Genomic DNA, 26,569 nt, shown 5'->3' on the forward strand with positions numbered 1-26,569 from the left:
AATCCAGCAGAGAGCCAATATGCAGCGCGCAGCCCTCCCTTTCCACGGCGTGAAGGTCGTCGATTTCGGCCAGTATATTGCGGGTCCGGCGGTCGCCATGATGCTCGGCGACCTTGGCGCAACGGTGGTTCATGTTGATCCGCCCTCGGGACCGCTCTGGGATAGTCCGGCAAACGCCACGCTGAACCGGAACAAGCTGATCGTCCCGCTCGACCTGAAATCCGAAGGCGGTCTGGCCAACGCGCTGTCGCTGATCGCCGAGGCGGATATCGTCATCGAGAACTTTCGCCCTGGCGTTATGCGTCGCCTCGGCATCGATTTCGCAAAACTACGCGTGGCGCGACCGGATCTGATCACGGTGTCAATGCCCGGCTTTGCCTCGAACGACGAACTGCGACGGGATTGGCGCGCGTTCGAATCCGTCATCGCGGCATCGTCCGGCGTGTTCACGGATATGGGCTTGAACCGTGTGCTGATGGGCGTCAACCCGTCCTTCTCGCCGCTGCCGCTTGCGTCCTCCTATGGCGCCATGCTCGCCGTTTCCGCCGCCGCGCTGGCGCTGCAGTCCCGCGAGCGCACTGGCAGTGGCGACCATATCGAAGTGCCGTTGGCGAGCGCGGTCATGGAAGGGCTGAGCTACAACTCGATCAGCATAGAGGACTATCCACTGCGCTATCAGACCCAGCGCGAACGGGAGATCGAACGCCGTCGGGCCGGCAACGTCCCAATGGACATCTCCTATGGCGATCTGCAGGGATTTCTCGATCCATTCTACCGCAGCTATCCCTGCAAGGACGGACGCAGTTTCTACGTTGTCTGTCCGAGCCACAGGCATCATGCCAAGCGCTGCCTGCAGGCTCTCGGGCTCTATGACGAACTGATCGCCGGCGGCCTTCGTGAAGAACAGGACACCTACGTGCCCGTCTCCGAGTGGCAGTCCGATGTCTCGCTCGGCGTTTATCCGCTGCCGAAATTCTGGGCCGACAAGATAGCGGCGCGGATGCAAGAGACGTTCCTCACCCGCACCGCCAAGGAGTGGGAACGCATCTTCGGCAAAGGCCAGTTCCCCGGCGCGCCGCACCGTTGGCTACAGGAATGGATCAGCGACGACCACGCCGAATGCGCTGGCCTGATGATCGAAGTCGACGATCCCTTATATGGCAAGATGATCCAGCCCGGCCCGATGGCATGGCTGGAGGAAAGCGGGCAAGCCATGCTTGAACCGGCGCCGCGACGGACCGCCGGCGTCGACGACGCCTTATCGGCCCTGAAGACCTTTCCCGCGCCGCGTCGCACGAACACGTCGAAAGCCGGGGAACCGGCAGGATGGCTGGATGGCGTGAGGGTTCTCGACCTCTGCAACGTCATCGCCGGGCCGCACTGCGTCTCCTATCTGTCGCGCTTCGGCGCCGAAATCATCAAGATCGATCCGGCCACACCGTTCTTCGATTGCTGGAACACGGTGATCTTCGGCTTGACGCATATGCGGGGCAAGAAATCGGTGCTTCTGGACATTGGTTCGTTCGACGGCCGCAAGGTGTTCGAACAGCTCGTGCGTTCGGCGGACGTCGTGGTCTGGAACGCCACCGACCGCCAGGTGAAATCTATGGGCCTCGATGCTGATGGGCTGCGCCAACTCAATCCGGAAGCCATCTTCTGCCAGCTCGATTGTTTCGGCGGTGTTCGTCGCGGCCCGCGCACCGACTATCTCGGCTACGACGACCTCGTGCAGGCGGCCACCGGGATCATGCTGCGCTTTGGCGGATCCATGAAGACACCGGAAGAGCATGCCCATGTCGGGACGATCGATGTCATGTGCGGCTTTGGTGCCGCGCTCGCTGTCGCGGCAGCACTTTACCAGAAGCAGAAGACCGGCAAGGTCGGCCGCGCCCGCACCTCGCTTTCCGCCTTGAGCGGTCTGGCGCAACTGCCGTTCTGCTACGACTACAAGGGCAGGGCGCCCTTCGACGAACCATCCGGACCTTCGGCGCGCGGGTATGACGCCCTGCACAGGCTATACAAGGCACAGGATCGCTGGATCGTGCTCGCCGCCTCGGCGCGCGACCTTTCCCGCTTCCGCAGCGTCGAGGCGCTGGAAAGGCTGAGCGACGTGCCCGAAGCCGAGCACGCAGATGTGTTGCAGGCGATCATCGCGACCGCGCCGGCAGCGACCTGGATGGAACGCTTCCGCAAAGCCGATATCGGGGCTGCGATCTGCGACAACATCGAAGCGATCCGCGCCGCCACGGCGAGGGCTGCCGACGGCACCCCCGGCACCGATCGCGGCAGCTATTCGTTCTCGATCTGCGCCGACCATCCGAGCGGCCACTGCGTCACCCATCTAGACCCCTGCGCGGTGCGTCCCGCATCGAGCGAAATCCACGCGCCGCCGCCGGCCGAGAAATACGGGTCATCGACGCGAAGCGTGCTGGCGGGCCTCGGATACTCGCACAACGAGATCGATCGATTGATCGAGCGCGGCGCGATCAGCGAGAGCTGGAGCCGGCAGTACCTGCCAAGCTAGGCGGCACCGAGCGGAAGGTGTTGTAGCCGCGCTGCCACCGTGCATCAGTCCATCGCGGCCTAACCCGCCCAGATCGAGCACCCAACCTTCTGCCCGCTCGCCGGGTCCCGCACCTCCTTCGCAAACACCCGCCGCAGTCCAATCCTGTTGGCTCTCACTTCCTTGCTTGCGAGGTAGGTCGGGTCGCCGACTTCCCAATGGTAGCGTGTGTTTGTCGGCGCGCGCCTCCAGGTGAATTTCGAGACGTAGGCCTGCTGGCCCTGCGTGCTGTCGGCGAACCGGCAGTCGATGGTCGCCGGCATCATGCCTTTCGCCGCCATCGCGTTGACGACCGTGTCGGCATTGGCCGTCGTCAGCCATTGGTCTATGCCGCTCGTCTGGGATGCGTCTATGCCGGTCGGCTGGTGCGTCATGCATCCGCCAAGCAGCATCAGCGCCGCCATTGCAGCACTGGCCTTGAATGCTCGCCTGCTGTCTTCCCGATCGATGCCCATGCCCGTCTCCTTGCCTCAAAGAATAGAAAGTCCCGGGCAGAGGGTGCTTGGTATGGCTTCTTTCGTATATTAGCCGCTTCACATGCCCGACTCGTGCGGGCTTGATGCATGCCGCCCCATCTCCTTGCGTTGGAAGGGGGAGCGATCGCTCCTGGAACAATGTCGGTGTTCTGGGCCACCTTTATCCGCCAGCCGGACTGTTCTTTCTTCACCACCAGAAGCAGAATGCCTTCCCGTGTTCCAGCGGGTGAGCCGTCCGGAGTTGATGCGCCGGTCAGGGTCCATCTATAGTGCACCGATGCAAGGCCGGGAGATAACTCGACAACTGACGAGACGACACCCTCCAACCGGCTGTCGCGAAACATGGTCCCATGAGTTGCGCGGTGCGCCGCTTCGATCTCGGCGCGGTTTTTCCACCACATGCCCACGACATTGACGAAATTGGCATCCTCGGAGAACAACGCTGCGAAGTCGTCCATGTCATGTCTGTTCCAGGCATCGGCAAAGGCAATCGCGGCATCCTCAGGTCTGCCGACCACCAGTCTCATGAGATGATCTCCCTTGCTTTCCGCCAGGCTTGAGGTTGGGACGATAGCGGCATCGGCAGACCCTGTCACCGCCGAGCCACAGAACTTAGCCGCGCCACTTCCTTAACGGCCTTGGCCCCTCAAATTAACCTTTTGTTAACCATTAGCCCGGCACCCTTTAATCATTGAGTAAGGATTCGCCTGGTCGTGACCTTCGCCGCCCCTTTGCAGAACAAATCCATCCGCTTTCGCGCCCGCTCCTTCGTCGCTTTCACGCTGACGCCGGAGGCGCCGATCGCCGACTGGCTGGAGGGGTTGGATCACTGGATCGCCAACTCTCCGGGCTATTTCAACCGGCGACCGGTGGTGCTGGACCTGAACGTCTTGCAGCCGGGGCCGGAGGAGATCGCCGCACTTGTCGGCGTGCTTGGTTCGCGCGGTATCCGCGTCTATGCCATCGAGCTCGAGGGCGCCGATCTCGGGCCCGAGCTACCGCCGCTCTTGGCCGGCGCCAAGGAGGCGACCGCGGAGGGGCTGCTGGGCCGGGCCGCGCGCAAGGCGAAGGCGGAAGAAATTACCATCGAACCGGCCGAAGAGCAGACCCGGGTGGCCCGAGAGCCGGCGCATGCAGACGTTTTACAGGCAGCCGGCGACGAACCGGTGGACCCTGAACTGGCAAGGCTCGAAGCGGTCAGGATCGAGTCGTCGGCTCAGGCCGGACCGGCCCAAACCGAACCGGCCCTGACTGAATCGGCAAGACCGGGGCAGGGGGCCGAGACCGTGCGGGCCGAGCCTTCCGCCGGCACGCTGATGATCAAGGCGCCGATCCGCTCGGGACAGTCGGTCTTCCATCCGCACGGCGATGTCATCGTGCTCGGCTCGGTCGCGTCCGGCTCGGAAATCGTCGCCGGCGGCTCGATCCATGTCTATGGCACGTTGCGCGGCCGCGCGATCGCCGGCTCGGAAGGCAATATTTCGGCGCGCATCTTCTGCCGCAAGAACGAGGCCGAACTGCTCGCCGTCGACGGCTGGTACACCACGGCCGAGGAGATGGAGGGCGTGTCGCGCGGCAAGGCCGTGCAGGCCTTCCTCGACAATGATGCGCTGTGCGTGGTGCCGCTCGGCTGAGTTTTTTGCTGCGCAAGCTTCGGACCGGTTTCGCGTGCGAAGCTTTTAAGGGAACCCGCCGTGCCCGGCACGGCCAGAGAATAAAAACCGCCAATGGAGGCTGGATATATGGGCAAGGTAGTCGTGGTCACATCGGGCAAGGGGGGCGTCGGCAAGACGACCTCGACGGCCGCGCTCGGCGCCGCCGTGGCCAAGACCGGCAAGAAGGTGGCGCTGGTCGATTTCGACGTCGGCCTCAGGAACCTCGACCTCATCATGGGCGCCGAGCGCCGCGTGGTGTTCGACCTCGTCAACGTCATCCAGGGCTCGGCCAAGCTGTCGCAGGCGCTGATCCGCGACAAGCGGCTGGAGACGCTCTATCTGCTGCCCGCCTCGCAGACGCGCGACAAGGACGCCCTGACCGAGGAGGGCGTCGCCGAAGTCATCGCAAGGCTCCGTTCGGTGTTCGACTATGTCTTCTGCGACAGCCCGGCCGGCATCGAGCGCGGCGCCCAGCTTGCGATGCGCTTCGCCGACGAGGCGGTCATCGTCACCAATCCGGAGGTGTCGTCGGTGCGCGATTCCGACCGCATCATCGGCCTGCTCGACGCCCGCACCATGAAGGCCGAACAGGGCGAGTTCGTCCAAAAACACGTGCTGGTTACACGCTACGACGCGGCGCGCGCCTCGCGCGGCGAGATGCTGTCGATCGACGACGTGCTGGAGATTCTCTCCACGCCGCTGCTCGGCATCATCCCGGAAAGCCAGGATGTGCTGAGGGCCTCGAACCTCGGCTCGCCCGTCACGCTCTCCGAACCGCTCAACGGCGCCGCCAAGGCTTACCTCGAGGCGGCAAGACGCCTGGAAGGCGAGGACCTGCCGGTGGTCGTCCCCTTCGAACGCAAAGGTTTCCTCGACCGGCTGCTCGGAAGGAGGGCCGCATGAGCATCCTCGACCTCTTCAAGCGGCGCACCAGCGCGCCGGTGGCGCGCGAACGGCTGCAGCTGCTGCTCGCCTATGAGCGCCAGAGCCGCAATCAGCCGGACCTCGTCTCTATCCTGCGCGAGGAGATCATGGCGGTCATCGCCAAGCATGTGCAGATCGACCAGGACTACCTCCAGGTCTCGATGGACCGCGGCGCCACCATGTCGACGCTGGAGATCGACATCCAGATCCCCAACAAGAGCGCGGCGCCGCTGGCCATGGCGGGGTGAGCTTTACCTGCCCCTTGTAGGTCGATCCGCGCAGCGGATCGGGGAGGGGGGCGGCGCCGACCCCCGCCCGGACCTGTGGTCCGACCTCCCCACAAGGGGGAGGTAGGGTGCCAGCGCATTTGGCCTTTGACCGGCGCGATGAACCCAAGATAGGCGCCGCCGCGTTCCTTCGCGCCCCCCTCTGTCCTGCCGGACATCTCCCCGGCAGATCAGATGTCGACCGGCCTTCGCCAACCACCAACGTTGCAAGAAAAAGCGCCGGCGGCAAAGCAGGGGGAGATGCCCGGCAGGGCAGAGGGGGTGCTGTCCCGCCAGCCTCTCGGTTTGCCAACCTCCTGCCAACACGCCACCCCGTCCCTCTTGTCCCACCATCTGCTCCCCCGCTGCCTCACGACAGCGTGAGCGCCGCGCCCTATCTCCATCTCCGAACCAGGGATGGAGCCAGGATTGACCTCGACGCAGACCGCCGCAAAACCCGAGACCCATGTTGGCGCCATGCCCGTGCTCGGCCTCCTCGGCGCCATCCTGTCCGTGCAGGTCGGCGCCGCCTTTGCCAAGGGCCTGTTCCCGGTGCTGGGTTCGGAAGGCACGACGATGCTGAGGCTTGCCATCGGCGCGCTGATGCTGGCGGTGGTGCTGCGGCCATGGAAAGTGCTGCCGTCGCGCCGGAACCTGCCCTGGCTTGCCGCCTACGGCATCACCGTCTGCGCCATGAACATGTTGTTCTATGGCGCGCTTCAGCGCATTCCGCTCGGCATCTGCGTGGCGCTCGAATTCACCGGGCCGCTGTTCGTCGCGACACTCGGCTCCAGGCGCCTGCTCGACCTCGTCTGGGTGGCTTTGGCGATAGCCGGTGTCCTGATGCTCTCGCCCTTTGCCGATGCCAGCCGCGGGCTCGATCCGCTGGGCGTGGCGCTGGCGCTCGCGGCCGGTGCCTGCTGGGGGCTCTACATCATCTTCGCGCAGAAGGCCGGCGCCGAGCTCGGCGTGCGCACCTCCGCCTATGGCATGGCGATCGCCGCGGTGCTGGCGCTGCCGTTCGGCTTCAGCGCCGCGCAACCCTATCTCGCCGACCCGCACATCATGGCGGGCGCGGCCGTGGTCGGCCTGTTCTCCAGCGCGCTGCCCTTCTACCTGGAAATGCTCGTGCTGGCTCGCATGCCGGCCAAGGTCTACGGCATGCTGGTGTGCCTGGAGCCGGCGGGCGGCGCCCTGACCGGCCTCCTGTTCCTACATGAGAAGCTCAACCTGCTGCAATGCGCCGGCATCGCCGCCGTCATTGCCGCTGCTTTCGGCACGGCGGTTGCGGCGCGGCGGCCGGTGTCTTCGCCGGCCTGAGCCCATCCTCCCTGAACCTGGCCACGCGAACTTCTGCTTGTTAAGAGTATGGTCGGCTTGGAAAAATCGATCCTGTGGCGGCGATATCCGACCACATCCGGTGGTTGAAATAAGACTTAGGTCCTACCGCAGATCACAACAAGTCTGAGTAGACAAGACAAGGGTCGTGGGCCACTTCCTTAAGACCTGCTGATTGGGGATGCTTATGCTGCGACATTGCCGGTGGGGCAGTTCGGCCGACGGGCTGAAGGGCTGGCATGGGGAGAACGGGATGCGCGTATCATCGCGCAGGGGCTGCGGGCTAGTCATGCCAGCGCTGACCGCGTTGGCGCTTGTTGTCGCGCCTCTTGGTATCTCCATCGATGGTCTGGTCCTGACCAAGGCCTATGCCGGCAAAGGCGGCGGTGGGAACGGCGGCGGCGGCGGAAATGGCAATGGCGGCGGAAACGGCGGCGGCAATAGCGGGAACGGCAACAGCGGCAACGGAAACAGCGGCAACGGCAATAGCGGCAACGGAAACAGCGGCAACGGCAATAGCGGCAACGGAAATAGCGGCAGCGGTGACAGCGACAACGGCAGTGGGGACAGCAGCGGCGGAGCGAATTCCGCCAGCGCCGCAAGCGCCACCAATGTCGACAATCATGTGAATACCTTCACCGGCGACAAGGTCGAGGTCACCGGCAAGGGCATCCAGGTCACGCACCGCAATGGAATGAAGGAGAAGATCGAGAACGGCCGGTTCAGGATGGAAGACAAATACGGACGCACCATCGTCGACCGCCAAGCCACCATGGCCGATTTCGATCGCATGAAAAGTTTGTGAGAGCGAGGTTTTATTCGGATTAGATCTTAAGGGACCGAAGGTCAGCGCTGCAAAATCAGGTTGCCACCTTTTGCTTCGTCTCTGCGGTCCTGATCGTTTTGCGATAAAGCTTGGCTACTCACCTTGCCCCCGCCTTCGTGCGGGGGTAATTTTTTCAGTCTCGGCGACGGCTTGCCGGTTACGACATTGGTCAGCCATGGCGGCAAAAATGGTCTGACTGGCCGGAGCATGGGTCGTGGGCCGCTTTCGTCGCCTCGCCGGAATGTGAATCCTTTGCCGGTCAAGACACCGGTTCCGCCTCGCCCATGCCGAGAGTGGAACTTCGGCATGCCGCGGTGGGACCGGAACAAGAGAAGATATGCGAAACCGCCATTTCAGCAGGCTTACCTGGTTCGCGTTGCGCGCCTCGAGCGCTCTGGCGCTGACGCTCGCGCCCTGGCACGCCACGTTTGATGGCGCGCCTGGGATTGCAGCCGCCACGGCCGATGCCGGCAGCGGTCATGGCGGCGGTGGCGGCAATGGCGGCGGAAACGGCAACGGCAACGGCGGCAATTCGGGCTCGGCCGGCGGCTCGAATTCCGGCTCCGCCAGTGGCTCGAATTCCGGCAATGGCGGCAACAGCAGCGAAAATGGCAAGGGTCAGGACGACGACTCGGCCTCGGACGCAGCCGGCAGTCACGTCAACACGAAAACCGGCGACCAGGTCGAAGTGGCTGGCAACAAGATCACCGTCGTCCATCCCAACGGCATGACCGAAGAGATCGACAACGGCCGCTTCGAGATGACGGATGCACAAGGCCGCACCATCGTAGAGCGCCCGGCGACGCAGCAGGACTTGTCTCGCCTGCAGAACTTGTGAGGGTCGGGAGAGGCTACCCCCTTTCCCGTGCTCCTGCATGTCACCCCCGTCTCTCGCGGCGGGGGTGATTGCGTTTTGAGGTGAGGGAACTGAGAAAGAGGAACTGAAGAAACTGGGGAACCGAGGAATAGGTGATCCACGTTCCTTCTTCGCTTCTTCGCTTCTTCAGTTCTTCAGTTCTTCAGTTCCTCCAAGTCCCTACTGCCTTTCCCTGGCCTGATGCATCAGCAGCGCCGCCTCGGTGCGGTTGCGCACATTGAGCTTGGCGAGCACCCTGGTCATGTGATGCTTGACCGTCTTTTCCTGCAGCGACAGCCGGGCGGCGACCTCCTTGTTGCTCAATCCTTCCGCGACCAGTTTCAGGATCTCGGCCTCGCGGCCGGTGAGCTGGCTGAGCGGATCGGGCTTGCTGCCGGTAGGCTGCAGAAGGTCGGACAGCAGCCTCGCCGAGAGGCTCGGCGATACATAGCTCTGGCCAGTGGCGACATCGCGCAGGATCTCGGCCAGCGCCTTGGAGCCGACGCCTTTCAGCACGTAGCCGCGTGCGCCGGCCTTCAGCGCCTGGGCGACGTCGCCGTTGGTTTCCGACACCGTCAGCATGACGATCTTCTGGTCCGGCATCGCTGAAAGTATGCCGGCGAGCGCGTTGAGGCCGCCGCCGGGCATGCTGATGTCGAGCAGAAGAATATCGGGCGTGCTGGCGCGCGCTAGCCTTTCGGCGTCCTCGGCGCTGGCGCCTTCGCCGACAAGTTCGAAGCCGCCGATTTCGCCGAGGCTGCGCGCCACGCCCTCGCGAAACAATGGGTGGTCGTCGACTATTGCAATGCGGATGGATGTGCTCACGGTTGCTCCTCGACAGACAAGGTGATCCCCAGTCTGGTTCCTCCCGGGCCGGACAGCGTTTCGAACTGCCCGCCTATGCTTTCTATGCGTTCCCTGAGGCCCGCAAGCCCAAGGCCCTCGCTTCGGGCCGGGTCGAACCCGGGGCCGGTGTCCAGCACCTCGACCAGGAGCTTGCCGCCCTTCGTCGTGGCCCTGACCTGCTGGCCCTTGCCCTTGCCGTGACGGTAGGCATTGTTCAGGCCTTCCTGCACGAAGCGATAGATGCTGATCTTTTCCGAGGTTCCGAGTTCCGGCAAGCGTTCGGGCAGAATTAACAACACCTTGGTGTCGGAGCGGCGCTCGTGCTCGGCCACGGCCAGCCGCAAAATGTCGGCGATGGCCTGGGTTTCGATCTGCGGCAGCACCAGCCCGTTGCAGATGCCGCGTATCTCGCGCATCGCTTCGCCGAGCGTCTTGTGGATGCCGGCGATCTCGGCTTCGCGCAGCGTGCTCGATGTAGCCGGATCGACCAGCACCGGGCTGTCCATCCTGAGCGCGGCGAGCGCCACCAGTTGCGCCGGGCCGTCATGCAGGTCGGCCCCGATGCGCCGCAGATACCGCTCGTTGATGGCGGCGGCGCGGCGCGAGGCGCGCTGCACGCGCTGACGCAGCGACGAGTTCTGCGCCAGCGCCGTCTGCAATTCGGAAACCTTGGCCTCGAGCGCAGCCTGCTGCGTGACGATGGTGCGGCTGCCGCGGAAAACGATGCCCGAGAGCAGGGCAAGCGCTGCCGCCGTGGCGGCCGCCACCACCAGCCAGCTCCACAACAGGGCGGAGTGCAGTGATTCCTCGAAGTCGCCGGACAATTCGTAGAATTCGGTGACGGCCACGACCTCGCCTGACCACGGTTCGCGCACCGGGTTGTAGATTTCGAGCAGCGGAACGCCCATCGACCGTTCCTTGTCGTCTTCCTCGTCTTCGAGCCTGTTGTATTTGACCGTGACGTTGCCGGCGAAAGCGGCAAGGAGGTTGGCGTTGGGCTTGACCTGCCTGCCGATGAGGCTGGCGTCCTTTGAATAGAGGATCGTGCCGTCGCGCCGCCACAGCTTGAACGATACCAGCCGTTTGCCAAGCGCGCCTTGGCCCAGTGTCTCGTCCAGCGCCCGCTTGACGGTGTCGTCGAGCTCCTGGCTCTTGCGCATGTCGGGGAGCAACGGCGCGATCACGCTGTCGACATAGAGCGCGGTGGTGGCGGCGGAATTGTGCATGACGCCGTCACGGATCTGCGATGTCACCCAAAGCCCGACCACGAGCATCACGGCCAGAAGGCCGATGCCGCCCGCGATCACGAACTGCCAGGCCAGCGAGAGCCTGCTCCAGACCCGTGCAAATCGCTTTAAATACCTCCCAAACATCGGCCCCGCTCACCCACCCGCCTGCGAGAGTATAGGCGAGGGAAGGCAATTGCGACACCGACCTTGGTCCGTGCCCATGGGGAAGGTTAATGGTGGTCGGTTTGCGCGGGCACGCCGGAGGGCGGGGGTATATGCCTCGCCGTATGCGGCGACACACGATAGCAGCCCTGGGCGCGCGCGGTCTTTCCGCCGGTTGTTGTAGATGCAGATATATGGCGGCGGACCTGTCGGATGGCCCGGTTTGCAAACCGTCGAGATCGGCAGGCCGACAACTCTATCCCGATGGCGAGGCGCGAAAGTCTCAGCAAAATTTGCCCCCAAAAGAAGTCGGGGCCAAGGTCTTGATGGGTCGAACAACCGCCGCCTATACGATGGACATCACCTTGCTGTGCTTGGCAACACAGTATGGACGGCACAAAAAAGCATAAAAGAAACCAGCGGTTGTCGATTTTTGAGCTCGATGCGTTGCGGGAAGCTTTCAGGCTGTCCGTTCGGGAGAACGACGTCACCGAAGCGCAATGGGCGCAGCACGCCGAGCTTTTCGTCAAAAGAACGCTCCAAAAAGGCAGCCGCCCTACGCAGGCTTGAGCATTCTAGCCGCTCGGACCTTTGCGTTGCTGCATAGGACCTCAGCCACAATTGCGGGCGCAACGGGAAACGGACACTCTGTCCCTGCGCCGGCTCCCCCAAGGAAACCCAAAAGCCGGTGCCTCAGCCCGGCTTGCCTGTCAAAGAGCCGTACTCTTTTACCGCCAAGGCAAGCCGGGCTACCCCAACTGCCGATTCCAGCCTTCCTCACATGCTCGATATCGCCTGAGCTCCGGTGCCGAAGAAGTGCTCGCCGCGATGCCGGTAGCCGCGCCAATACATTGCAAGGCGCCAAGGCTCCGGCGACCGATCGTCCACTTTCGAGGGAACGAAAAGCGGGGTAAGCGCGTTTGTTGATGCGATGTCGGGGACCCCTCATCATCACAAGGCCGAAAGGTCCTTTCAGGCTTCGATTGCCGAGGCGGAGCGCCTGGCGCGTGCGCGAAAGAATGCCAGGCTGAAGGACCTTCGCACCCACGCTTCGTGGCTGGTGCTCGATCCGCAGGCGCATTTCCAGGAGGAGATCGACTGTTCGGCACTGCTCGGCGACCTGTCGATCCGAAAGCTCACCGGCGACGGCTAGAACTCTACGGGACGGCTAGAACTCTACGGCAGGGCTCTCAGGCGGGCTGCAGCGGGGAGACGGTATCCGCTCGCGATATCGCGACCAGCCGCGCAACCGCCAGCGGCGTCATGAGAACGAAGAACGCTGTGATATCGAAGAAGATCGACCGAGCCAGATCGAACCCGCTATGATCGTAACACACTGCAAATTCCATCACGCCCAACCCCTTTTATCCCACCCCATGCGCATGTCGTCTCACATGCTCGATAAGCATGATCCTGATCTGCAACAAATACAAGGTGTTGCTAATTAATGGTCAACGTACACGGTCGCTGACGCATCGGCGGCCAGGTAGAGTGCAATCGACCCGGTCCGGGTCGAGCCCAACGGGAAACGCCTAGGCCGGCTTCGGCCAGAACAGCCAAGCGAGCGCCAGCGCCGCCAGCGCCCAGAGCGCGATCATGAAGGCCAGGCCGGCCTTGCTGACCGGCTTCTCGCGTCGCCTGGCTTCTTCCCGGAATTCCTGCATCAGATCGGCGGGGACCAGCTTGACCGCCAGCATGATGCCGAGGGGAACGATCAGCAGGTCGTCCAGATAGCCGATGACCGGGATGAAGTCCGGGATGAGATCGATGGGGCTCAGCGCATAAGCCGCGACGGCGCCCGCGGTTGCCTTTGCGTACCAGGGCACGCGCGGATCACGGGCGGCAAGCCAGAGCGCCACCACATCGCGCTTGATCCCGCGCGCCCATTGCCTTGCCGAGTCGAGAGCCGACATGCGCCTATATACGGGTGTGCGGGTCGTCAGGCCAACCGACGATCGACGGCGCGGCCTCTCAGGCGCAGTCCTTCAGCTCGACAACCTCGACGCCGAGGCGGAAAGCCTGACCGTCGGCATAGGAGCGCGCATACTGCTCGGCTTCGAAGGGGAAGATGAGCGTCGTGCCGTAGGCGGTGACGCGCACCGTCCACTTCTGGCCCCTGACGAGTTCAACGCCGTGAAGCTTGGCCGTCACCATCTCACCTCCTCAGATCCGGCACGCTCGCAACATCCGCATAACGTCGCGAAAGTCATTTGAGTACAAATAATCCGACTTAGTCGTGTCGTTACGGTGTCGATTCCGACATTGGGTCGTTTGCGTCCGTGAAATGGTTCACCGACAACGGCATTTTTCTGCTGCCGGCTGCGGGCAGGCGGAGATCGTCGCGCGGAACCGCGACGGTTCCGGCGGGTTAGAGTCCTAGAGCAATTCCAGGAAAAGTGTGTAACGGTTTTCCGTCCGGAATTGCGTAAAAACAAAGAGATAGAGCGGTTCTGCGTTTCCGTGAAACGCTCTAGTTCGCAAGGAGATCGCCATGATCCGCAAACTGAAATCCGGCGAATACCGGCTCTATTCGCGCAAAATCGATCCCAGGACCGGCAAGCGCCGCAATCTCGGCACCTTCAAGTCACGCGAAGCGGCTGAGAAACACGAACGCGAAGTGCAGTATTTCAAGCGCCACTAAAGCAATCCACCGTTTCACGGCGGGAGAATCGCGCCTCAGCCGCCAGTTTCACCCATGCGGTTTCGCCGGGGTGCGCGGGCGAGGGTGGCCGGGCACGTTCGACCCGATATGGTCGAGGTCGCACCGTCTCACCACCATCTCGACCGACTCGGTGTCGACGGTCACGCGCCCCAGCACCTGCACCGTCGTGCGTCCGAGATCCTCGTCGACATGGACGACGTCGCCCTCAAGTCTGAGTTTGTCGCCTGCCTGGGCATTCGGCTCGACCATCGAATAGCTATGGCCGTCGCCGTCGAGCTTCAGCGTCACGCGGCCGTCGACGCGCTCGACCACCGTGGCGATCAGGGCCACCCTGTCGCCTACCTCCACTGCCGGCCGTTTCATTGCCGCCTCCTTTCTCCACTCCGTGGGCTTTCACCGCCGGAGCCGGCTAACGACAGGGTGAGTGCCGGCAGCCGCTGAAATAAACGGGAAAACAGGCGTTTGGTTGCCGCCGGGCTGCCTGTCGCCGCGGCGAGGCCGGTCACATCTGGCCGATCACATGAAGCCGGGATTTCGCGGCAGATACTGTTTCCAGTCGCCATAACCGGGCGATGCCATCAACAACATCGGGAAGGCGATGCGCATGCCTCGATCGACCGCAAGGCTGAGCGCGCTGTCGCATGTGCCCGGCAGGAAGGCCGATACCTTTTCGGCCGAACGATCCGCCGCCAGCCTCAACGCAGTTGCAAAGGCATCGCGAAGAATGTCGGGCCGCATCACCGCCAGAGGGCCGATATGCCCGCTGGCACTGATGTAGCTGTAGCCGACGGGATCGTTGCCGGCGCAGAGCAAAACCCCGGTCGTCGCCGGATCGGTGCGCAGGTAGCGGCGATGCTTTTCTCGCGAAACGCCCGGCGCGCGGGTATCGATCTCGACAAGTTTTTCCATCGTCGCGGCGCTGCCGCCTATTTCGACGGCGCGCAACGGCGATTCCGGCAATGCCTGCGTCACCCGTTCGCGCGCAGCACTGAGAACGTAGATCGGCATTTTGGGATACAGGCCATGCCGCATATAAAGTCCCTGCTAGATACGAGCTGAAGAAGCAGCTCACCAAATATCTGTGAGGCGTTGATGTGGAAAAAAGTTCTGGACTGGTTCGGCTTCGGTTCGCACGGACATGACCATGGCCGGCATGGCCACGATCATCATGGGCCGCATGGCCATACGCATGGCGTGATCGACGCGACCATCGCCACCACCGATCGCGGCATATGGGCGATCAAGTGGTCGTTCGCAATCCTGGCGATCACCGCCGCCTTGCAAATCGCTGTCGTCGTGGTCTCGGGCAGCGTGGCGCTGCTTGCCGACTCCATCCACAACATCGCCGACGCGACCACTGCCATACCGCTCTGGATCGCTTTCGTGCTGGCGCGACGCAAGCCAACCCGCACTTTCACCTACGGCCTCGGCCGGGTCGAAGACCTTGCCGGCATAGTCATCGTGCTCATCATCCTGGCGAGCGCGGTCGTTGCCGGATATGAAGCGGTCAACCGCCTGTTGAACCCGCAACCGGTCCAGTTCCTGGGCTGGCTCGCCGCGGCCGGCATCATCGGCTTCCTCGGCAACGAGGCGGTAGCCGTGTTCCGCATCCGCGTCGGCCGCCGGATCAACAGCGCGGCCTTGATCGCCGATGGCTATCATGCCCGCACCGACGGGCTCACCAGCCTCGCCGTCGTTGCCGGCGCGATCGGCGTCCGGCTCGGCTATCCGCTGGCGGACCCGATCATCGGCCTGCTCATCACCGTCGCCATCTTCGGCATCGTCTGGCAGTCGGCGCGCTCCGTGCTGACACGCATGCTGGATGGCGTCGAGCCCGGCCTCATCGATGAGATTCATCATGCCGCCGAACATGTGGTCGGGATCGAGAAAGTGGTCGACGCGAAGGCCCGATGGCTCGGCCACAAGCTGCATGTCGATGTCACGGTCGCGGTCAATGATGGGCTCCTGCTTGCCGCCGCGAACAACATAGCCGCATCGCTGAAGACAGAGCTCTTCGCCCACATTCCCGCGCTCGACGTCGCCACGGTGCGCTTTGCCGAGCCGCAAGCCGAGGGCGGTCACCATCACGCGCCCGATCCGTTCCTGGTGTCGGGCAAGCTCGCCAGCGGGCTGCTCGAAATCGTCGATACGCCACAGGGCGAGCGCATGCGGCTGCGCCTTTCGCGTCACGCCGAGGGCCTGCGGGCGAATGTCGCCATCGAAAGGGCGGACGGCGCGGTCGAGCGCCTGCCGCTGTCTCCGGTCGGCGGCGATCACCACTATCTGCAAAGCCTGATCGCGCCGGCCGAACCGCACGAATTCAGCGCCAGCTTGCAACTTGCGGCCGGCGCCGACCGCGAGGATTTGCCCTTCGCCATGGCCGAGCCGGAAGACCATCACCACGAGCATGCGCATGAATGATACAGGCACTCTTTGAGTATCTGCGTGAAATCTGCCATCCTTCCCGCAAGCGGGTCGGTCTCATCGCTCCTCAGGCGGCTTGATGTGGCGGAAAGCCCAGAGCAAGGCTAAGTCATAGAGGATCTTGAGGGCACCACAGATCACCAGCGGCCAGGCTTCGAACCCCGCAGCAAATAGCGCCCCGGCGATGGCCGGGCTCGCCGCTGCTGCGAGACTGCGTGGAACCGACGTGACGCTCGCCGCCGCAGACCGCTCCGGTGGCGTCACGACTGCCATTACGTATGAGGAGCGGGTAGGCACGTCCATCTGAGACAGCGCTGCGCGTGCGAGAAGAAATGCCAGGGAGACGTCGAGATTCGGCACCAAAGCGGCCAGGATCAAGCAAATGCTCGAGGGGATATGAGTGAACACCATCGTATTCACAAGCCCGATGCGGTTCGACAGCCATGCGGCGGCCGGAAATGAAGCCGCCGATAAAACACCCGACCAGAAAAAGAACAACCCGGCGGCCGACAGCGAAAGCCCGAACTTGCTGAACAGCCACAAAGCGATGAGCGACTGCACGGCAAAGCCGCCGGCGAAAGCGTCGATGCTGAACAGGGCCGCCAGCTTGTAGACGATGACACGCGACGGCCCAAGCGCCGCGGCGGGCCTCTCCTGAGGAGAGGTTTCCGGACCAACCGGAATGCGCGCGTACACCAGCCCGCCCGCCACACCAAGGACCGCGTAAAGAACGAACATTGCCTTGAGCGCCGTGAGCCGCGAAATCCCGGCCGTTACCAGGAAGTCGGGGCTGGTTGCGGCAAGGGCGCCGAACGCTGCCGCCAGCGCACCCAACAGGCTGTAGCGCGCGAATGCCTTCGTGCGGTCCGCATCCGCGACGAGCCGCGACAAGACGGCGTGCTCCAGCGGAACAAAGATGCTGACGCTTCCCGATGAAGGATTGATCGTGCCCATGAATGCCACGAGCAGAACAAGTGCATAGGTGCGTGGCTGCGTATAGGCCAGCCCGGTTGCGATCATCAGGCCGGATGCAGCCAAAAGCAGGGTGCGCCGGTCTGCGCGCACCGCCAGGAACCCGATGCCGAGCGTCAATAGCGCCGAACCCAGGAGGGCAACGGTCGCGACGACACCGATCTCGAGCGGCCCGAGTCCGATCGCCGCCAGATATACGGGCAGGAGCACGGCGGCAAAGCCGTCGCCAAAATCCCTGAGGGCCCGCGCCGCGTATATGTCCGCAGCGCGGCCGCCGTTCCTTTCGTGGCTTGGCTGCTCGGCACCGCCCGGGCCAATATAGCTCCCTTCGGAGTTTTGAAGGGATTGTGTCAAAGGTCAGCTGCCCGTCCTTAGGTGCACTTGATCGAGCGCGAGTTTCAGCCCCTTGGCCAACTTGCCAACGTCGTCATTTGCCCAGAAATGCATGAAGAACAGCCGGGGTTGGTCGTCGAGCATGTGGTTGTGCACGGCAGTCACCTCTATCCCGCTTTCGCGTAAGGCTCGTAACACCGGATTCACTTCAGAGGCGATCAGAACGAAGTCGCCGGTGATCGCGGCCTTGCCACTGCCGGTGGGCTGGAAGTTGATGGCAATCGCAGAGCCCATTGCGTCCGGCACCTCCATTCCATCGTCCTTGACGGTCTCCGCGCGCGGGATGCTGACCTGATAGACCCCGCCATTGACCTTGCCCTTGCGGCCAAGCGCCTGGTCGATGATCGACGTATCGAGATCAATCGCCTTCGAAGCAGCGGTGGCGCTCGCCGGCGCCTCGGAAAGCGGCGTCGCACTCTCCTGCAAGGCCGAATGCAGCGCAGCGGCCAACTTTTCCGGATCGCCATGCCCCAGGACGTGCATGTACATCGTCTCCGGCTGGGCCCTCCGCAGGTGGTTGTGGAGCGCCGTGATCTCGATGCCGCTTTCAATCAGTTTCATCATCACGGGGCTGATCTCTGGTTCGGTCAACACGAGATCGCCCATCACCATGACGTCGTGATCGCCCATGGCTTTGAATGCGAGCCACGAGCCGAGCGCCAAGGCCGGTTTGAGTTCCACGCCGTCGACAGTGACTTTCAGGTTGGAACGAGGCAGCCCGACCCGGTAGACGCCCCCTGATACCTCTGTGCCGGATTTCCCGAGTGCCTGCGCGACCGCCTTCCAGTCAGGCGCAGCCAGGGAAGGCTGGGCAAGTCCGAGGGAAGCCGCAAACGCGAGACCAGCTACGATTTTCGCATGCATGATTTGCTCCTGTGCTCAGCCCCAGGTGCCCAATTGGAAAACGTCTGCCGTTCCGAAATGCCATTGCGCTCGCGGAATTGTGATAGGCACTCCGCCCGCTTTGTCGCCGATGGCGAAGCTTTCGGAGACGAACATGATTGGCGATTGTGGGTCCGTACGTCGGATGGAGGGCGACCCTTACGCCGGCCGGTTGCTGCCTGTCAGGCGACGCGTTTGCGCGGTGCGCCGGAGATCGACCTGCCGGCGGCGATCATGGCGGCAACTGTCGCAACGAGCACCGCCAGGCTCGGCATGTGGAAGAAGATGTCCCGCCAGCGCGGCTCGATGACCGCGCCGGTGCTGAAACTCTCGCCGCTGAACTGGCACAGGATCCAGGACGCGCCGCTGCGCACCATGTCGGCGTCGATGTCTGAGATCAGCGCCTTCGCCTCGCGCGCGGCTGACGGCATCGTCGCCATATAGGTGAGCAGCGCCTTGGCGGTGGCGAGATAGGCGTGGCTGCATTCGTTGAAAGGGCTCTCTTCGTCGCCGAGGCTTCCCGGCATCAGGCCCCACAGGCAGTAGGTGTATTGCAGGTTGCCGTGATTGTAGAGCCGCCGGAAGGTCGGATCGGTCACGGTCTGGCGCTGGGCGAGGTCGAGGATGTCGCCGCGATAGCGCGCGATCACCGCCATCTGGCCGTGGGTCAGGCTGGGGATCTGGATGCCGGGGGGAGGCGGGACCGACGACCAGCTATGCGTTTCGGCTGGTGCCGCCGCAATTATGATCACCAGGGCGGTCGCCAAAAAGAAATTGGCCGCCAGGGTGTAGAACCGTGGCCGCCAACGCATCGTATGTCAGGCGTAACGGCGTGCCGGGCCGCGCTGGTCGCGCACCGCGACCACGCGCTCGGCTACCGCGCCGAAGCCGAGTCCGACGACGGTCCACAGCACCAGCTGGATGCCGAGCGACGCGACGCGGAATTGCCACAGCACGGTCGCCGAGAAGTTTTCCGGCACCTCGTTGATGTCGGGAAGTGCTGCCTTCACCAGCGCGAAGACGACGAGGAAGGCGAGTGCCCCGACGATTGAGGCGTTCCAGGCGCCAAGCCGGTTCCACAGCCGCTGCGCCAGGCCCACCGCCGCCACCATCGCCGCGATCGAGATGACGATCATGATGAAGAACAGCTCGGTGCGGTAGCCGATGGTCTCGGCATTGCCGACCGCGGGCGGGTTCGCCGGGTATTTGAGGCCGGGCACCACGATCACGGCAAGGAAGCCAAGCAGCGCCAGCAGCGCCGAAGTGCCGCGCGGGCCGAGCGAGCCCAGCCGGCCATAGGCATAAGCAAAGACCAGCGAGAACAGCCCGCCGAGGGCGGCGCCATAGACCAGCACGCCGGTCGCCAGGCCAATGCCCGCCTGCGTGGCGCGGCTGACCATCTCAGGCTCCGGCGCCTCGCCGGCGGCCTGGGCCTGCTGTTCCTCGAAGGCGATCGCCCTGTCGACCTGCGGCTCGCCATAGATGCGGGCAAAGGCGAATGCCAGAATCCCCGCGACCAGCCCGACAAGCATGCCGCGCAGCAAAAGTTTTCCGACCATGTTCAAAACCCCTTTGGAGCAATTCCGGGAAACTGCGTAGCGGTTTTTCCGTCCGGAACTGCGCAAGACCAAAACTTAGGGCGGCTCAGCGTTCGCTGAACCGTACTAGTGGCAGGGGAAGCCGAGCAGGTGGCGGCCGTCATGCACGAACTCGTGCACATAGCTGCCGCGGATCAGCGACGTGGCGCCTTCTTCCGCGCCGACGAAATAGATCGCCAGCATCAGCAGCAGCCCGCCGAGGATGGCCCAGGGCAGAAGCTCGCGGACCGGAATTGCAACCGGACCGTAGCTGGGGGCGAAAGTGGTGTCGGACATATTGACCTCCCGTGGGATACTGCGTCCCGTTGATCGAACAATGCTGCGGAATAAGGCCTGACTTTCGGCTGGTGCCGATCACAGTGGCGCGACCGTGCCGGACTCGCACCGGCTTCCAATCCCGTATAGCGCTAAAACACTTGTCAGCACTTCGTTCGCCTGTCAACGACATGTAATGGCGGCACGGCTTCGTGAGGCCTATTTTTCGCTGGGCCACGGAGTTTTTCATGCTTGCCCGCCTGACGATGATCGCAAGCGGTGCGACGCCCGGCATGCGCAAGGGCCGCTTTCCGAAGGACGAGGCGCCGGAGCCGCGGGTTCTTGAGCGTGCGGGCGCGCTGGCCGCTTCGCTGCGCCGCGCCGATCGCGTCTGGACAAGTCCGGCGCTTGCCGCGCGGCGGACGGCCGAGGCGCTTGGCCTTGACGCCACGGTCGAGCCGCTGCTTGCCGAGCAGGATTTCGCGCGTTGGGCCGGCAAAAGCTTCGAGGAGGTGCAGGCCGGGGATCCGGAAGGCATGGCGGCCTGGTTTTCCGATCCGGACGCAGCACCCCATGGCGGCGAATCGCTTGCCGCCGTCGCCCGGCGCGGCGCCGCGCTCATGGAGCGCCTGGCCGGCGAGAGCGGCCACACCGTCGCGCTCACCCATGCCGTGCCGATCCGCGCCGCCATGCTGCATCTGCTGGGCGCGCCGCTCTCCTCGGTCTGGAAGATCGACGTCGAGCCGCTGTCGCTCACCGAGTTTCGCAGCGACGGCCGCCGCTGGGTGCTGCATGCGAGCGGGATCACGGCCAGCTGATCCCAAGTCGAGCCTGGGCTTGGCCGAGCAGTTTGCGGCGAAGTGTGAAATGCTTCTCAGTTCGCAATACGGCCCTGCTGTAATCTCGCGCCTGAGGGAGCGCGCGCAAGACGCCGTACGTTCAAGGCGGGAATATTCGCCGGCGCCACGCGGCCGGGCGGCTTCGCAATCCGGCGGCCTGCTGTCGCGTTAGTTGCGGCATTCCGATCGAACGGGCAGAAACAGCTGACGGAATTACAGTCGACGAAGGCGACCGGGATTAGCCTATAGTTTTTCCTGAAGCCCTAGGTTATGCTTATTGAGGAGGACAATAATATAATAGTTTGCCGGGGGGCCGATCTGTGAAGCGTTTCCTTTGGATTCATTCGCTTTTTATTGTTTTTCTAGCTGTGCTGCAGGGTTGCATGGCGGATCCGACAAAACATTATGTCGGTATTCCGCCGGTCATCGACGCGGCAAGCGTCGAGCAATCCAGCGGCCGCATCAACCGCATCATGAACGCCTTGGCGCGCGATACCGGCGGCGGCACCTATTACGACTTGACCGAGGCCGGGTTCAACTATGTCGACGATCGCTGCATGGAGTATTTCAGCGAGCTTTTCTATCTGAACAGACGCCGTGAAGCGACCAAGGCCGGCCTCAACGCCTTCAGCCAGACCACCAACGCCATTCTGGCCGCTTCGGGCGCCTCGTCGCTATCGATGGCCGCCGTCACGCAAGCCTTCGGACTGGCCTCCAACCTGACCGACATCGCCGCGGGCACCTATCTCTACCAGCTGCCGCCAGCCACGACGCTGACCTTCGTGCGCAAATTGCAGGGCGCCTATCGCGACGCGGTTGCCGCCAAGGCCAGCCAGATCAACACGTCGACCGCCTCCTATCATCTGATCCAGGATTATCTGTCTTTGTGTCTGCCGCCGGTGATCGAGGCGAAGCTCGTCGAGCATGTCGCGGACGCGGCGGCGACCCCGGTCAAGGGCGGCTCGATCTCGAACATCGAGATCGACGTCAGGACCAATTCGCCGCTACCGCGCAAGCCGGAAATCATCCAGGAGGTGAGGGCACCCGCCAAGCCCCCAGTCAAGCCTGTGGTGGAGCAGACCAATACGATCGGGTCCTTTGAGCGGACGCTCACCCATGTTCGTGTAGCAAGCATCCAGCGCGCCCTCTGCGTCTCGCCGGCCGATGGTGTCCTCAACGACGCCACGCGAACGGCGGTCGACGAATTCTTCCGCGGCGTGCAGCAAGGCGCCAGTGGCGTCACCTATCCCAGCGCAAGTCAGAATGGCATCCGCAGCGTGCACGACGCGATGCTGCTGAAAGCGGAAAAGAGAATCGGAACCTGCATCCCGTCTCGCGACACCAGCGCCTTTGAAATCGGCAGAAAGTTTATGTGACCGGCTTCGCGCCGATCGCCTGAAATCCAAGACACGACACGCATTCCACGGGGGAACACGCATGGCTGTCATGATCGACTCGCGCACGCTGGCCGGCAAGCCGGTGGGTAATTTGGCAGGCCCGTCACTGGGCATATTCGTGAAAACGGGTGCCAAGGTGGAGGTCCTGAGCGAGCTGCCGCCGGACTTCATCGAAATCAAGGTGCTGGATATGGCTGGACAGCCAACCGGCTGGGTCACCGACGACGCTGTCGACAAGAATGCCGGCGAGTTGCCGCCGGTCGATGGCGCCACACTGGCAAGCGTCGCTGTCACCCATGCCGATGCGTTTGGCGTCAACGGCCACTTTCTCATTGCCTATGCGCATATGCGAAGCGGATTCAAGCCGAGCGGCTTTCCCGGCGGCGAGCAGGGGCCATTCGGCCTCAGCGCCGTGGAATGGGCCTATTACGGCGCCCGCGACGATCTCGGCATCGAGCTTCCCGCCGAGGCGCTGAACGAATGGCGCTCGCAGAGCCTGGTGTCCGCGGCGCGCCTGATGGTCGTGCAAAATATGCTGACCGAAGCCGCCGGCCGTGCGCCGAGCTGGGCGGAGGTCGCGCTGGCTCTGATGTGCGGACCGGCTGCGGTTGCCGCCGCCATCAAGGCGCCGGCAAGCAAGGTCACCGATCTCGTGGCCGCGGACGCCGCCGGCGTCGACGCTGCCAGCATCGCGGCGCGGTTTTCCGAATTCGTCGATGGCCAGACGGCCGCCGGCGCGGCAGAGAAGATCGCCGTCAAGCTGCAGGCCTCGGCCGACGTCACGCGCGCGCTCGTCCAGGCGCTGGTGCCCGACGATGGCTCCGGATCCTCGACGGTGAACGACAGCAACGACCAGGCGAGTACAGGCGCTGTTACCGGCACCGGCAAGCTGATCGACATCTCCGACACCGACCTCGATGCGCTGGCGCGCGTCGCCAAGAGCGAGGTCGGCCATTTCGGCCAGTATGGCCAGGATCAGTTGGAAGGCGGGCTGGCGGCGGTCGTCGACACCATCTTCAACCGCGTCGCCCATGTCGCTTTTCCGGGCAGCATTCAGCGGGTGATCGATCAGAAGAAGCAGTTCTCCGCCATCAACCCGCTCGGCACATGGTCGAAGCTGCCGGTAGCGGGGCCGGCCATCTTCGACATCGTGCGCGGCCATGTGGAGGCCCGCGCCGGCGGCAAGGCAAGCATCATCAAGAGCGGGCTCAACTTCCTCAATCCTTTCATCTCCAGCGCGTCGGCGATGAACGACTGGGGAAAATTCGTCGTCGCCCACGCCGTGGCGAAATTCGGCAATGAGGCAAGACACGACGTCCATTTTCACGGCACGCGACCTGGCGGCGGCCAGCCGGGAGAATATGTGCTGAAGCGGGGCGGGCAATCCTTCCAGTTCGGGCCTGACGGCCAGCCGGAGGCGCCGGCAGTCGCCGGCGCCTCCACCGGTACTTTTACGGCCACCGGCACCTCGCAGGCGGCGACCATCCAGGCGCGCCTGATCGAGAATGCCCTTGCCGAGTGGAACTTCTTCGAGCAGGGCAACCGCCAGGAAACCGATGATCCGCAGTTCCGTCGCATCGGTACCTACTGGCAGTCTGTGGGTCAGGATTTCGACGGTCGCTCGCTGATACCCGGCAGCAAACCCGGTACGATGGTCAATCCACCCTGGTCGGCCGCATTCATCTCCTACATCGTCAGGATATCGGGCGGCGGCGACCGCTTCCAATATGCTCAGGCGCACGCGATCTATGTCCAGGATTTCGTCGCCGGTCGTCCGGGCGGCCTATACGAGGCGATGCGCCCCGAGCATTACGCGCCGCAGCCGGGCGATCTCGTCCATGCCGGTCGCGAAGGCGCCAAGCGCTTCGATTTTGACGCCGCGCGCGAAGCCTTCAAGGCCGACAAGCGTTACGCCTCGCATTCCGATCTGGTGATCGAAGTCGACCTAAACAAAGGCGTGGCCATAACCATAGGCGGCAATGTCAGCGAGACTGTGGCCAAGAAGCGGCTGAAGCTCAATGGCGACGGCACGCTGAAGACGCGAAGCGACAGCGTCGGCGTTCTGCCCTGGATCGCCGTGCTGCGCTGCGTGGGCTGACAGGGTGCGCAATCATGAGGCCGCGGATATTCGCCAGCCTGGACAGAGGCATCGGGCAAGGAACACGCGATTGGCTAGAATCGATTTCGTTTGACGCAAACGAAAGACTGGAGACGAAATAAACTTCGGCGAAGCCGTAAGCGAGAATTTCTTGCCTATAGAGAGCAGGGCTGTGTCGATAGGTGCCAGGAAAATCATGACAAAACTTTTAAACGATATGTTCATTCGCAGGTTGGCGCAGATATTCTTGCTTTCAATTGGGTTGATTATAGTAGCAATATGTGCGTTATTTGTGGTTCTGGCTATACAATATAATGTTTCTGGATTTGAGGTTCAGAAAGACGCGTGGAAATATGTGTTCATGCGGGTCGTCTCGTTCCCGTTCGACAGCAGTCTGGGGACATTCATCACAGGATTGAGCGCGATCATCCCGACCATGCTGGCGTCGGTATGCTTCAAGGTTCGTACCGACGTCACGCCCTTCAAGTCAGGTCCCGACCTGAACCGGACAGGGCATGTTTTCGTGCTCATCCTGGCGCTTGGCATTGCCTTGTCTGTTGCGGCTATTTTCCTGGTCAGCACCGAAGACCTTTCCAATGTCTTCACCGAGGCAACGAAGGACACGGCCCCTAAGCAGCTTCGGGGGCTGTTCGGTGCATTCCTGGCAATTCAAGGTACCTATCTCTCCCTGCTTGTGAAGGACAAGGACTGATATGCTGTTCGTGGGAGCACAACGGTTTCTGCTGGGCGTGGCCGGCGTCGCGATGGGCATCGGCGCTGCGTCGGCAGGAGACCTCACCGTCGACGTTTTTAGCCGCAGCCAGATCACGGCGACCGCCAGCGTGAAGTCGGACGACTCGATCTTGACTAAGAACGCAACGACCGGGAAGTGGACGTTCGACCTCAAGAGCGCGCCGATTATCAGCGTCCCGATCGAAGTGGATGTCGAGCAACCTCCGGCCGGCTTCCAGAGCGTTCCGATGAATTTCGCTCTGCCTTATTTCGCCGACAGATCCCGTCCATACCCGCTCGCGACCGCAGTCGCGAACGACAAGACAAACGACCTGGAGGGAGTTGGCCCCTTTCTCAAGGAGATGGGCCAATCGCAGTCGAGTTTCAGGAATTCCTATCTGCTTTTTCAGCGTGCCCGATTGCTCTGGAAGGCTCGTTTCGAGCAAATGCAGACAAGGGGTGAGAATGCCGACGACGTCGGCGTGGCTTACTGGCTCCTCTACGCGGCTGGCGATCTGGCCAAGAACTATTTTTATCAGCCTGACGATAAGGTGTGGCAGGCGGCGGACTGGATAACGGTTTTGCCGAACGAGCCCAAATTATACTCGCGCGTGCCAAGAGCCACGGTGGATGCCCTGCTAGAGCAACTGCGCCGCATCGACACCGCTTTTTATGAAATGGCCATCAGCCGGCTGGAGCAGGATCGCCAAACCAAGCGCGAGCTGACTTGCTCGCGCTTCGAGCGACTTAATACGGATTTCTCCGAGCTCACGGCTACCGAACGGGAGCGCATCGACGCAAGCGGCAAGCTGGCTCTAAAGGTGCAGGAGAATGTTACCTGGTGTGCGGCCCAACAGGTGATGGGAGGCGCCCAATCGCTTACCGACGAACAGAAAGCGACGTTGAAGGCGACGGCGAGCGCGGCTCGGGACGTGTTGGCTTCCGTCCCCCAGGAATCCCTGTCGGGACGAAACGCGAAATTTGTCCAGCAGAACCTGCAAATCATAGAATCGGTTGTCGGTGTTTCACAATAGCTGCCCCGCGGCCATCAGGGCTCCGAACTCGGGTTAACGCGCTTTGGGGATTGCGGCTGATCTGATTCCATGGGGCTCTCATGATTCGGAGGCCCGCCATGACCACTGTCGCCCTTGAAGGATTCGAAAAGTCCCGCCTGAG

At 63.1% G+C, this 26,569-nt stretch carries 30 protein-coding genes and 1 riboswitch; of the genes, 16 read left to right on the top strand and 14 right to left on the bottom strand.

From position 1 onward, the window contains the following. Positions 1-19 precede the first annotated feature (19 nt). On the top strand, positions 20-2,524 hold the full coding sequence (locus RFM68_RS29040) for a CoA transferase (RefSeq protein WP_320236440.1): 2,505 nt from the start codon (positions 20-22) through the stop codon (positions 2,522-2,524). 59 nt (positions 2,525-2,583) lie between these two features. Here RFM68_RS29040 and RFM68_RS29045 read toward each other — a convergent pair whose 3' ends face one another. Both RFM68_RS29045 and RFM68_RS29050 read right to left on the bottom strand, forming a co-directional pair. Continuing rightward, positions 2,584-2,967 (bottom strand): hypothetical protein, encoded by a 384-nt coding sequence (locus RFM68_RS29045; protein WP_320236441.1) that lies wholly within the window; start codon positions 2,965-2,967, stop codon positions 2,584-2,586. Then, positions 2,955-3,566, bottom strand: coding sequence for an SgcJ/EcaC family oxidoreductase (locus RFM68_RS29050; RefSeq protein WP_320236442.1), 612 nt, complete (start codon positions 3,564-3,566; stop codon positions 2,955-2,957). The genes RFM68_RS29045 and RFM68_RS29050 overlap by 13 nt, the downstream gene beginning before the upstream one ends. Positions 3,567-3,752: 186 nt before the next feature. On the opposite strand from RFM68_RS29050, the gene minC reads away from it, so the two are divergent. From minC to RFM68_RS29080, 6 genes are all read left to right on the top strand, one after another. Further along, a complete protein-coding gene (minC, locus tag RFM68_RS29055) occupies positions 3,753-4,673 on the top strand; it encodes a septum site-determining protein MinC (RefSeq protein WP_320236443.1) in 921 nt (306 codons plus the stop codon). Positions 4,674-4,781: 108 nt separating this feature from the next. Beyond that, positions 4,782-5,597 carry a septum site-determining protein MinD gene (gene minD / locus RFM68_RS29060; protein WP_320236444.1) on the top strand — a complete coding sequence of 272 codons (816 nt, stop codon included), beginning with the start codon at positions 4,782-4,784 and terminating at the stop codon, positions 5,595-5,597. Beyond that, on the top strand, positions 5,594-5,866 hold the full coding sequence (gene minE / locus RFM68_RS29065; RefSeq protein WP_320236445.1) for a cell division topological specificity factor MinE: 273 nt from the start codon (positions 5,594-5,596) through the stop codon (positions 5,864-5,866). Before minD ends, minE begins: the two co-directional genes overlap by 4 nt. Positions 5,867-6,313: 447 nt before the next feature. After that, complete coding sequence (locus tag RFM68_RS29070) at positions 6,314-7,204, top strand: EamA family transporter (RefSeq protein WP_320236447.1); 891 nt, start codon at positions 6,314-6,316, stop codon at positions 7,202-7,204. 307 nt (positions 7,205-7,511) lie between these two features. Beyond that, positions 7,512-8,027 carry a hypothetical protein gene (locus RFM68_RS29075; RefSeq protein ID WP_320236448.1) on the top strand — a complete coding sequence of 172 codons (516 nt, stop codon included), beginning with the start codon at positions 7,512-7,514 and terminating at the stop codon, positions 8,025-8,027. A gap of 358 nt (positions 8,028-8,385) precedes the next feature. Further along, positions 8,386-8,886: a hypothetical protein gene (locus RFM68_RS29080; RefSeq protein ID WP_320236449.1), complete on the top strand. Its 501-nt coding sequence runs from the start codon at positions 8,386-8,388 to the stop codon at positions 8,884-8,886. A 198-nt stretch (positions 8,887-9,084) separates the two neighbouring features. On the opposite strand, the gene RFM68_RS29085 is transcribed toward RFM68_RS29080, so the two are convergent. Together RFM68_RS29085 and RFM68_RS29090 are read right to left on the bottom strand one after the other, a co-directional pair. Further along, positions 9,085-9,729 carry a LuxR C-terminal-related transcriptional regulator gene (locus tag RFM68_RS29085; protein ID WP_320236450.1) on the bottom strand — a complete coding sequence of 215 codons (645 nt, stop codon included), beginning with the start codon at positions 9,727-9,729 and terminating at the stop codon, positions 9,085-9,087. Beyond that, positions 9,726-11,123 (bottom strand): sensor histidine kinase, encoded by a 1,398-nt coding sequence (locus RFM68_RS29090; protein WP_320236451.1) that lies wholly within the window; start codon positions 11,121-11,123, stop codon positions 9,726-9,728. The genes RFM68_RS29085 and RFM68_RS29090 overlap by 4 nt, the downstream gene beginning before the upstream one ends. Positions 11,124-11,528: 405 nt before the next feature. Between RFM68_RS29090 and RFM68_RS29095 the strand changes: the two genes are divergently transcribed. Then, positions 11,529-11,711 (top strand): hypothetical protein, encoded by a 183-nt coding sequence (locus RFM68_RS29095; protein ID WP_320236452.1) that lies wholly within the window; start codon positions 11,529-11,531, stop codon positions 11,709-11,711. Positions 11,712-12,072: 361 nt separating this feature from the next. Continuing rightward, the gene (locus RFM68_RS29100) at positions 12,073-12,294 is read left to right on the top strand and encodes a hypothetical protein (RefSeq protein ID WP_320236453.1); all 222 of its coding nucleotides are present in this window, start codon (positions 12,073-12,075) and stop codon (positions 12,292-12,294) included. Between the two features lie 37 nt (positions 12,295-12,331). Here RFM68_RS29100 and RFM68_RS29105 read toward each other — a convergent pair whose 3' ends face one another. From RFM68_RS29105 to RFM68_RS29115, 3 genes are all read right to left on the bottom strand, one after another. Next, complete coding sequence (locus tag RFM68_RS29105; protein ID WP_320236469.1) at positions 12,332-12,493, bottom strand: hypothetical protein; 162 nt, start codon at positions 12,491-12,493, stop codon at positions 12,332-12,334. Between the two features lie 180 nt (positions 12,494-12,673). Next, positions 12,674-13,054 carry a YkvA family protein gene (locus RFM68_RS29110; RefSeq protein WP_320236454.1) on the bottom strand — a complete coding sequence of 127 codons (381 nt, stop codon included), beginning with the start codon at positions 13,052-13,054 and terminating at the stop codon, positions 12,674-12,676. A 58-nt stretch (positions 13,055-13,112) separates the two neighbouring features. Continuing rightward, positions 13,113-13,295 (bottom strand): hypothetical protein, encoded by a 183-nt coding sequence (locus RFM68_RS29115; protein WP_036258067.1) that lies wholly within the window; start codon positions 13,293-13,295, stop codon positions 13,113-13,115. Positions 13,296-13,632: 337 nt separating this feature from the next. Between RFM68_RS29115 and RFM68_RS29120 the strand changes: the two genes are divergently transcribed. Then, positions 13,633-13,782, top strand: coding sequence for a hypothetical protein (locus RFM68_RS29120; protein WP_112100506.1), 150 nt, complete (start codon positions 13,633-13,635; stop codon positions 13,780-13,782). 48 nt (positions 13,783-13,830) lie between these two features. Here the strand turns inward: RFM68_RS29120 and RFM68_RS29125 are convergent, their stop codons facing one another. Then, complete coding sequence (locus RFM68_RS29125; RefSeq protein ID WP_320236455.1) at positions 13,831-14,166, bottom strand: hypothetical protein; 336 nt, start codon at positions 14,164-14,166, stop codon at positions 13,831-13,833. 153 nt (positions 14,167-14,319) lie between these two features. Continuing rightward, the gene (locus tag RFM68_RS29130) at positions 14,320-14,811 is read right to left on the bottom strand and encodes a hypothetical protein (protein ID WP_320236456.1); all 492 of its coding nucleotides are present in this window, start codon (positions 14,809-14,811) and stop codon (positions 14,320-14,322) included. A gap of 84 nt (positions 14,812-14,895) precedes the next feature. Between RFM68_RS29130 and RFM68_RS29135 the strand changes: the two genes are divergently transcribed. Next, complete coding sequence (locus RFM68_RS29135; RefSeq protein WP_320236457.1) at positions 14,896-16,224, top strand: cation diffusion facilitator family transporter; 1,329 nt, start codon at positions 14,896-14,898, stop codon at positions 16,222-16,224. Between the two features lie 60 nt (positions 16,225-16,284). Here the strand turns inward: RFM68_RS29135 and RFM68_RS29140 are convergent, their stop codons facing one another. The 5 genes from RFM68_RS29140 to RFM68_RS29160 form a co-directional block, all read right to left on the bottom strand. Beyond that, positions 16,285-17,517, bottom strand: a complete 1,233-nt coding sequence (locus RFM68_RS29140; RefSeq protein ID WP_430694969.1) for an MFS transporter — start codon at positions 17,515-17,517, stop codon at positions 16,285-16,287. Between the two features lie 39 nt (positions 17,518-17,556). Then, positions 17,557-18,456: a DUF1259 domain-containing protein gene (locus tag RFM68_RS29145; protein WP_320236458.1), complete on the bottom strand. Its 900-nt coding sequence runs from the start codon at positions 18,454-18,456 to the stop codon at positions 17,557-17,559. Between the two features lie 200 nt (positions 18,457-18,656). Continuing rightward, on the bottom strand, positions 18,657-19,226 hold the full coding sequence (locus tag RFM68_RS29150; RefSeq protein ID WP_320236459.1) for a hypothetical protein: 570 nt from the start codon (positions 19,224-19,226) through the stop codon (positions 18,657-18,659). Between the two features lie 66 nt (positions 19,227-19,292). Continuing rightward, the gene (locus RFM68_RS29155; RefSeq protein ID WP_320236460.1) at positions 19,293-20,033 is read right to left on the bottom strand and encodes a CbtA family protein; all 741 of its coding nucleotides are present in this window, start codon (positions 20,031-20,033) and stop codon (positions 19,293-19,295) included. Positions 20,034-20,138: 105 nt separating this feature from the next. Beyond that, the gene (locus tag RFM68_RS29160) at positions 20,139-20,348 is read right to left on the bottom strand and encodes a CbtB domain-containing protein (protein WP_320236461.1); all 210 of its coding nucleotides are present in this window, start codon (positions 20,346-20,348) and stop codon (positions 20,139-20,141) included. After that, positions 20,349-20,492: riboswitch (adenosylcobalamin (AdoCbl) riboswitch) on the bottom strand. An 83-nt stretch (positions 20,493-20,575) separates the two neighbouring features. Between RFM68_RS29160 and RFM68_RS29165 the strand changes: the two genes are divergently transcribed. The 5 genes from RFM68_RS29165 (at position 20,576) to RFM68_RS29185 (ending at position 26,427) form a co-directional block, all read left to right on the top strand. Further along, entirely contained in the window at positions 20,576-21,145 is a 570-nt protein-coding gene (locus RFM68_RS29165) for a histidine phosphatase family protein (RefSeq protein WP_320236462.1), read from the top strand. 404 nt (positions 21,146-21,549) lie between these two features. Beyond that, positions 21,550-22,542: a hypothetical protein gene (locus RFM68_RS29170; protein WP_320236463.1), complete on the top strand. Its 993-nt coding sequence runs from the start codon at positions 21,550-21,552 to the stop codon at positions 22,540-22,542. A gap of 61 nt (positions 22,543-22,603) precedes the next feature. Beyond that, positions 22,604-24,661, top strand: coding sequence for a DUF2272 domain-containing protein (locus RFM68_RS29175; RefSeq protein ID WP_320236464.1), 2,058 nt, complete (start codon positions 22,604-22,606; stop codon positions 24,659-24,661). 196 nt (positions 24,662-24,857) lie between these two features. After that, on the top strand, positions 24,858-25,373 hold the full coding sequence (locus RFM68_RS29180) for a hypothetical protein (protein WP_320236465.1): 516 nt from the start codon (positions 24,858-24,860) through the stop codon (positions 25,371-25,373). A gap of 1 nt (position 25,374) precedes the next feature. Beyond that, entirely contained in the window at positions 25,375-26,427 is a 1,053-nt protein-coding gene (locus RFM68_RS29185; protein WP_320236466.1) for a hypothetical protein, read from the top strand. Positions 26,428-26,569: the final 142 nt, after the last annotated feature.

Source organism: Mesorhizobium montanum, assembly GCF_033977145.1.
Taxonomy (GTDB): domain Bacteria; phylum Pseudomonadota; class Alphaproteobacteria; order Rhizobiales; family Rhizobiaceae; genus Mesorhizobium; species Mesorhizobium montanum.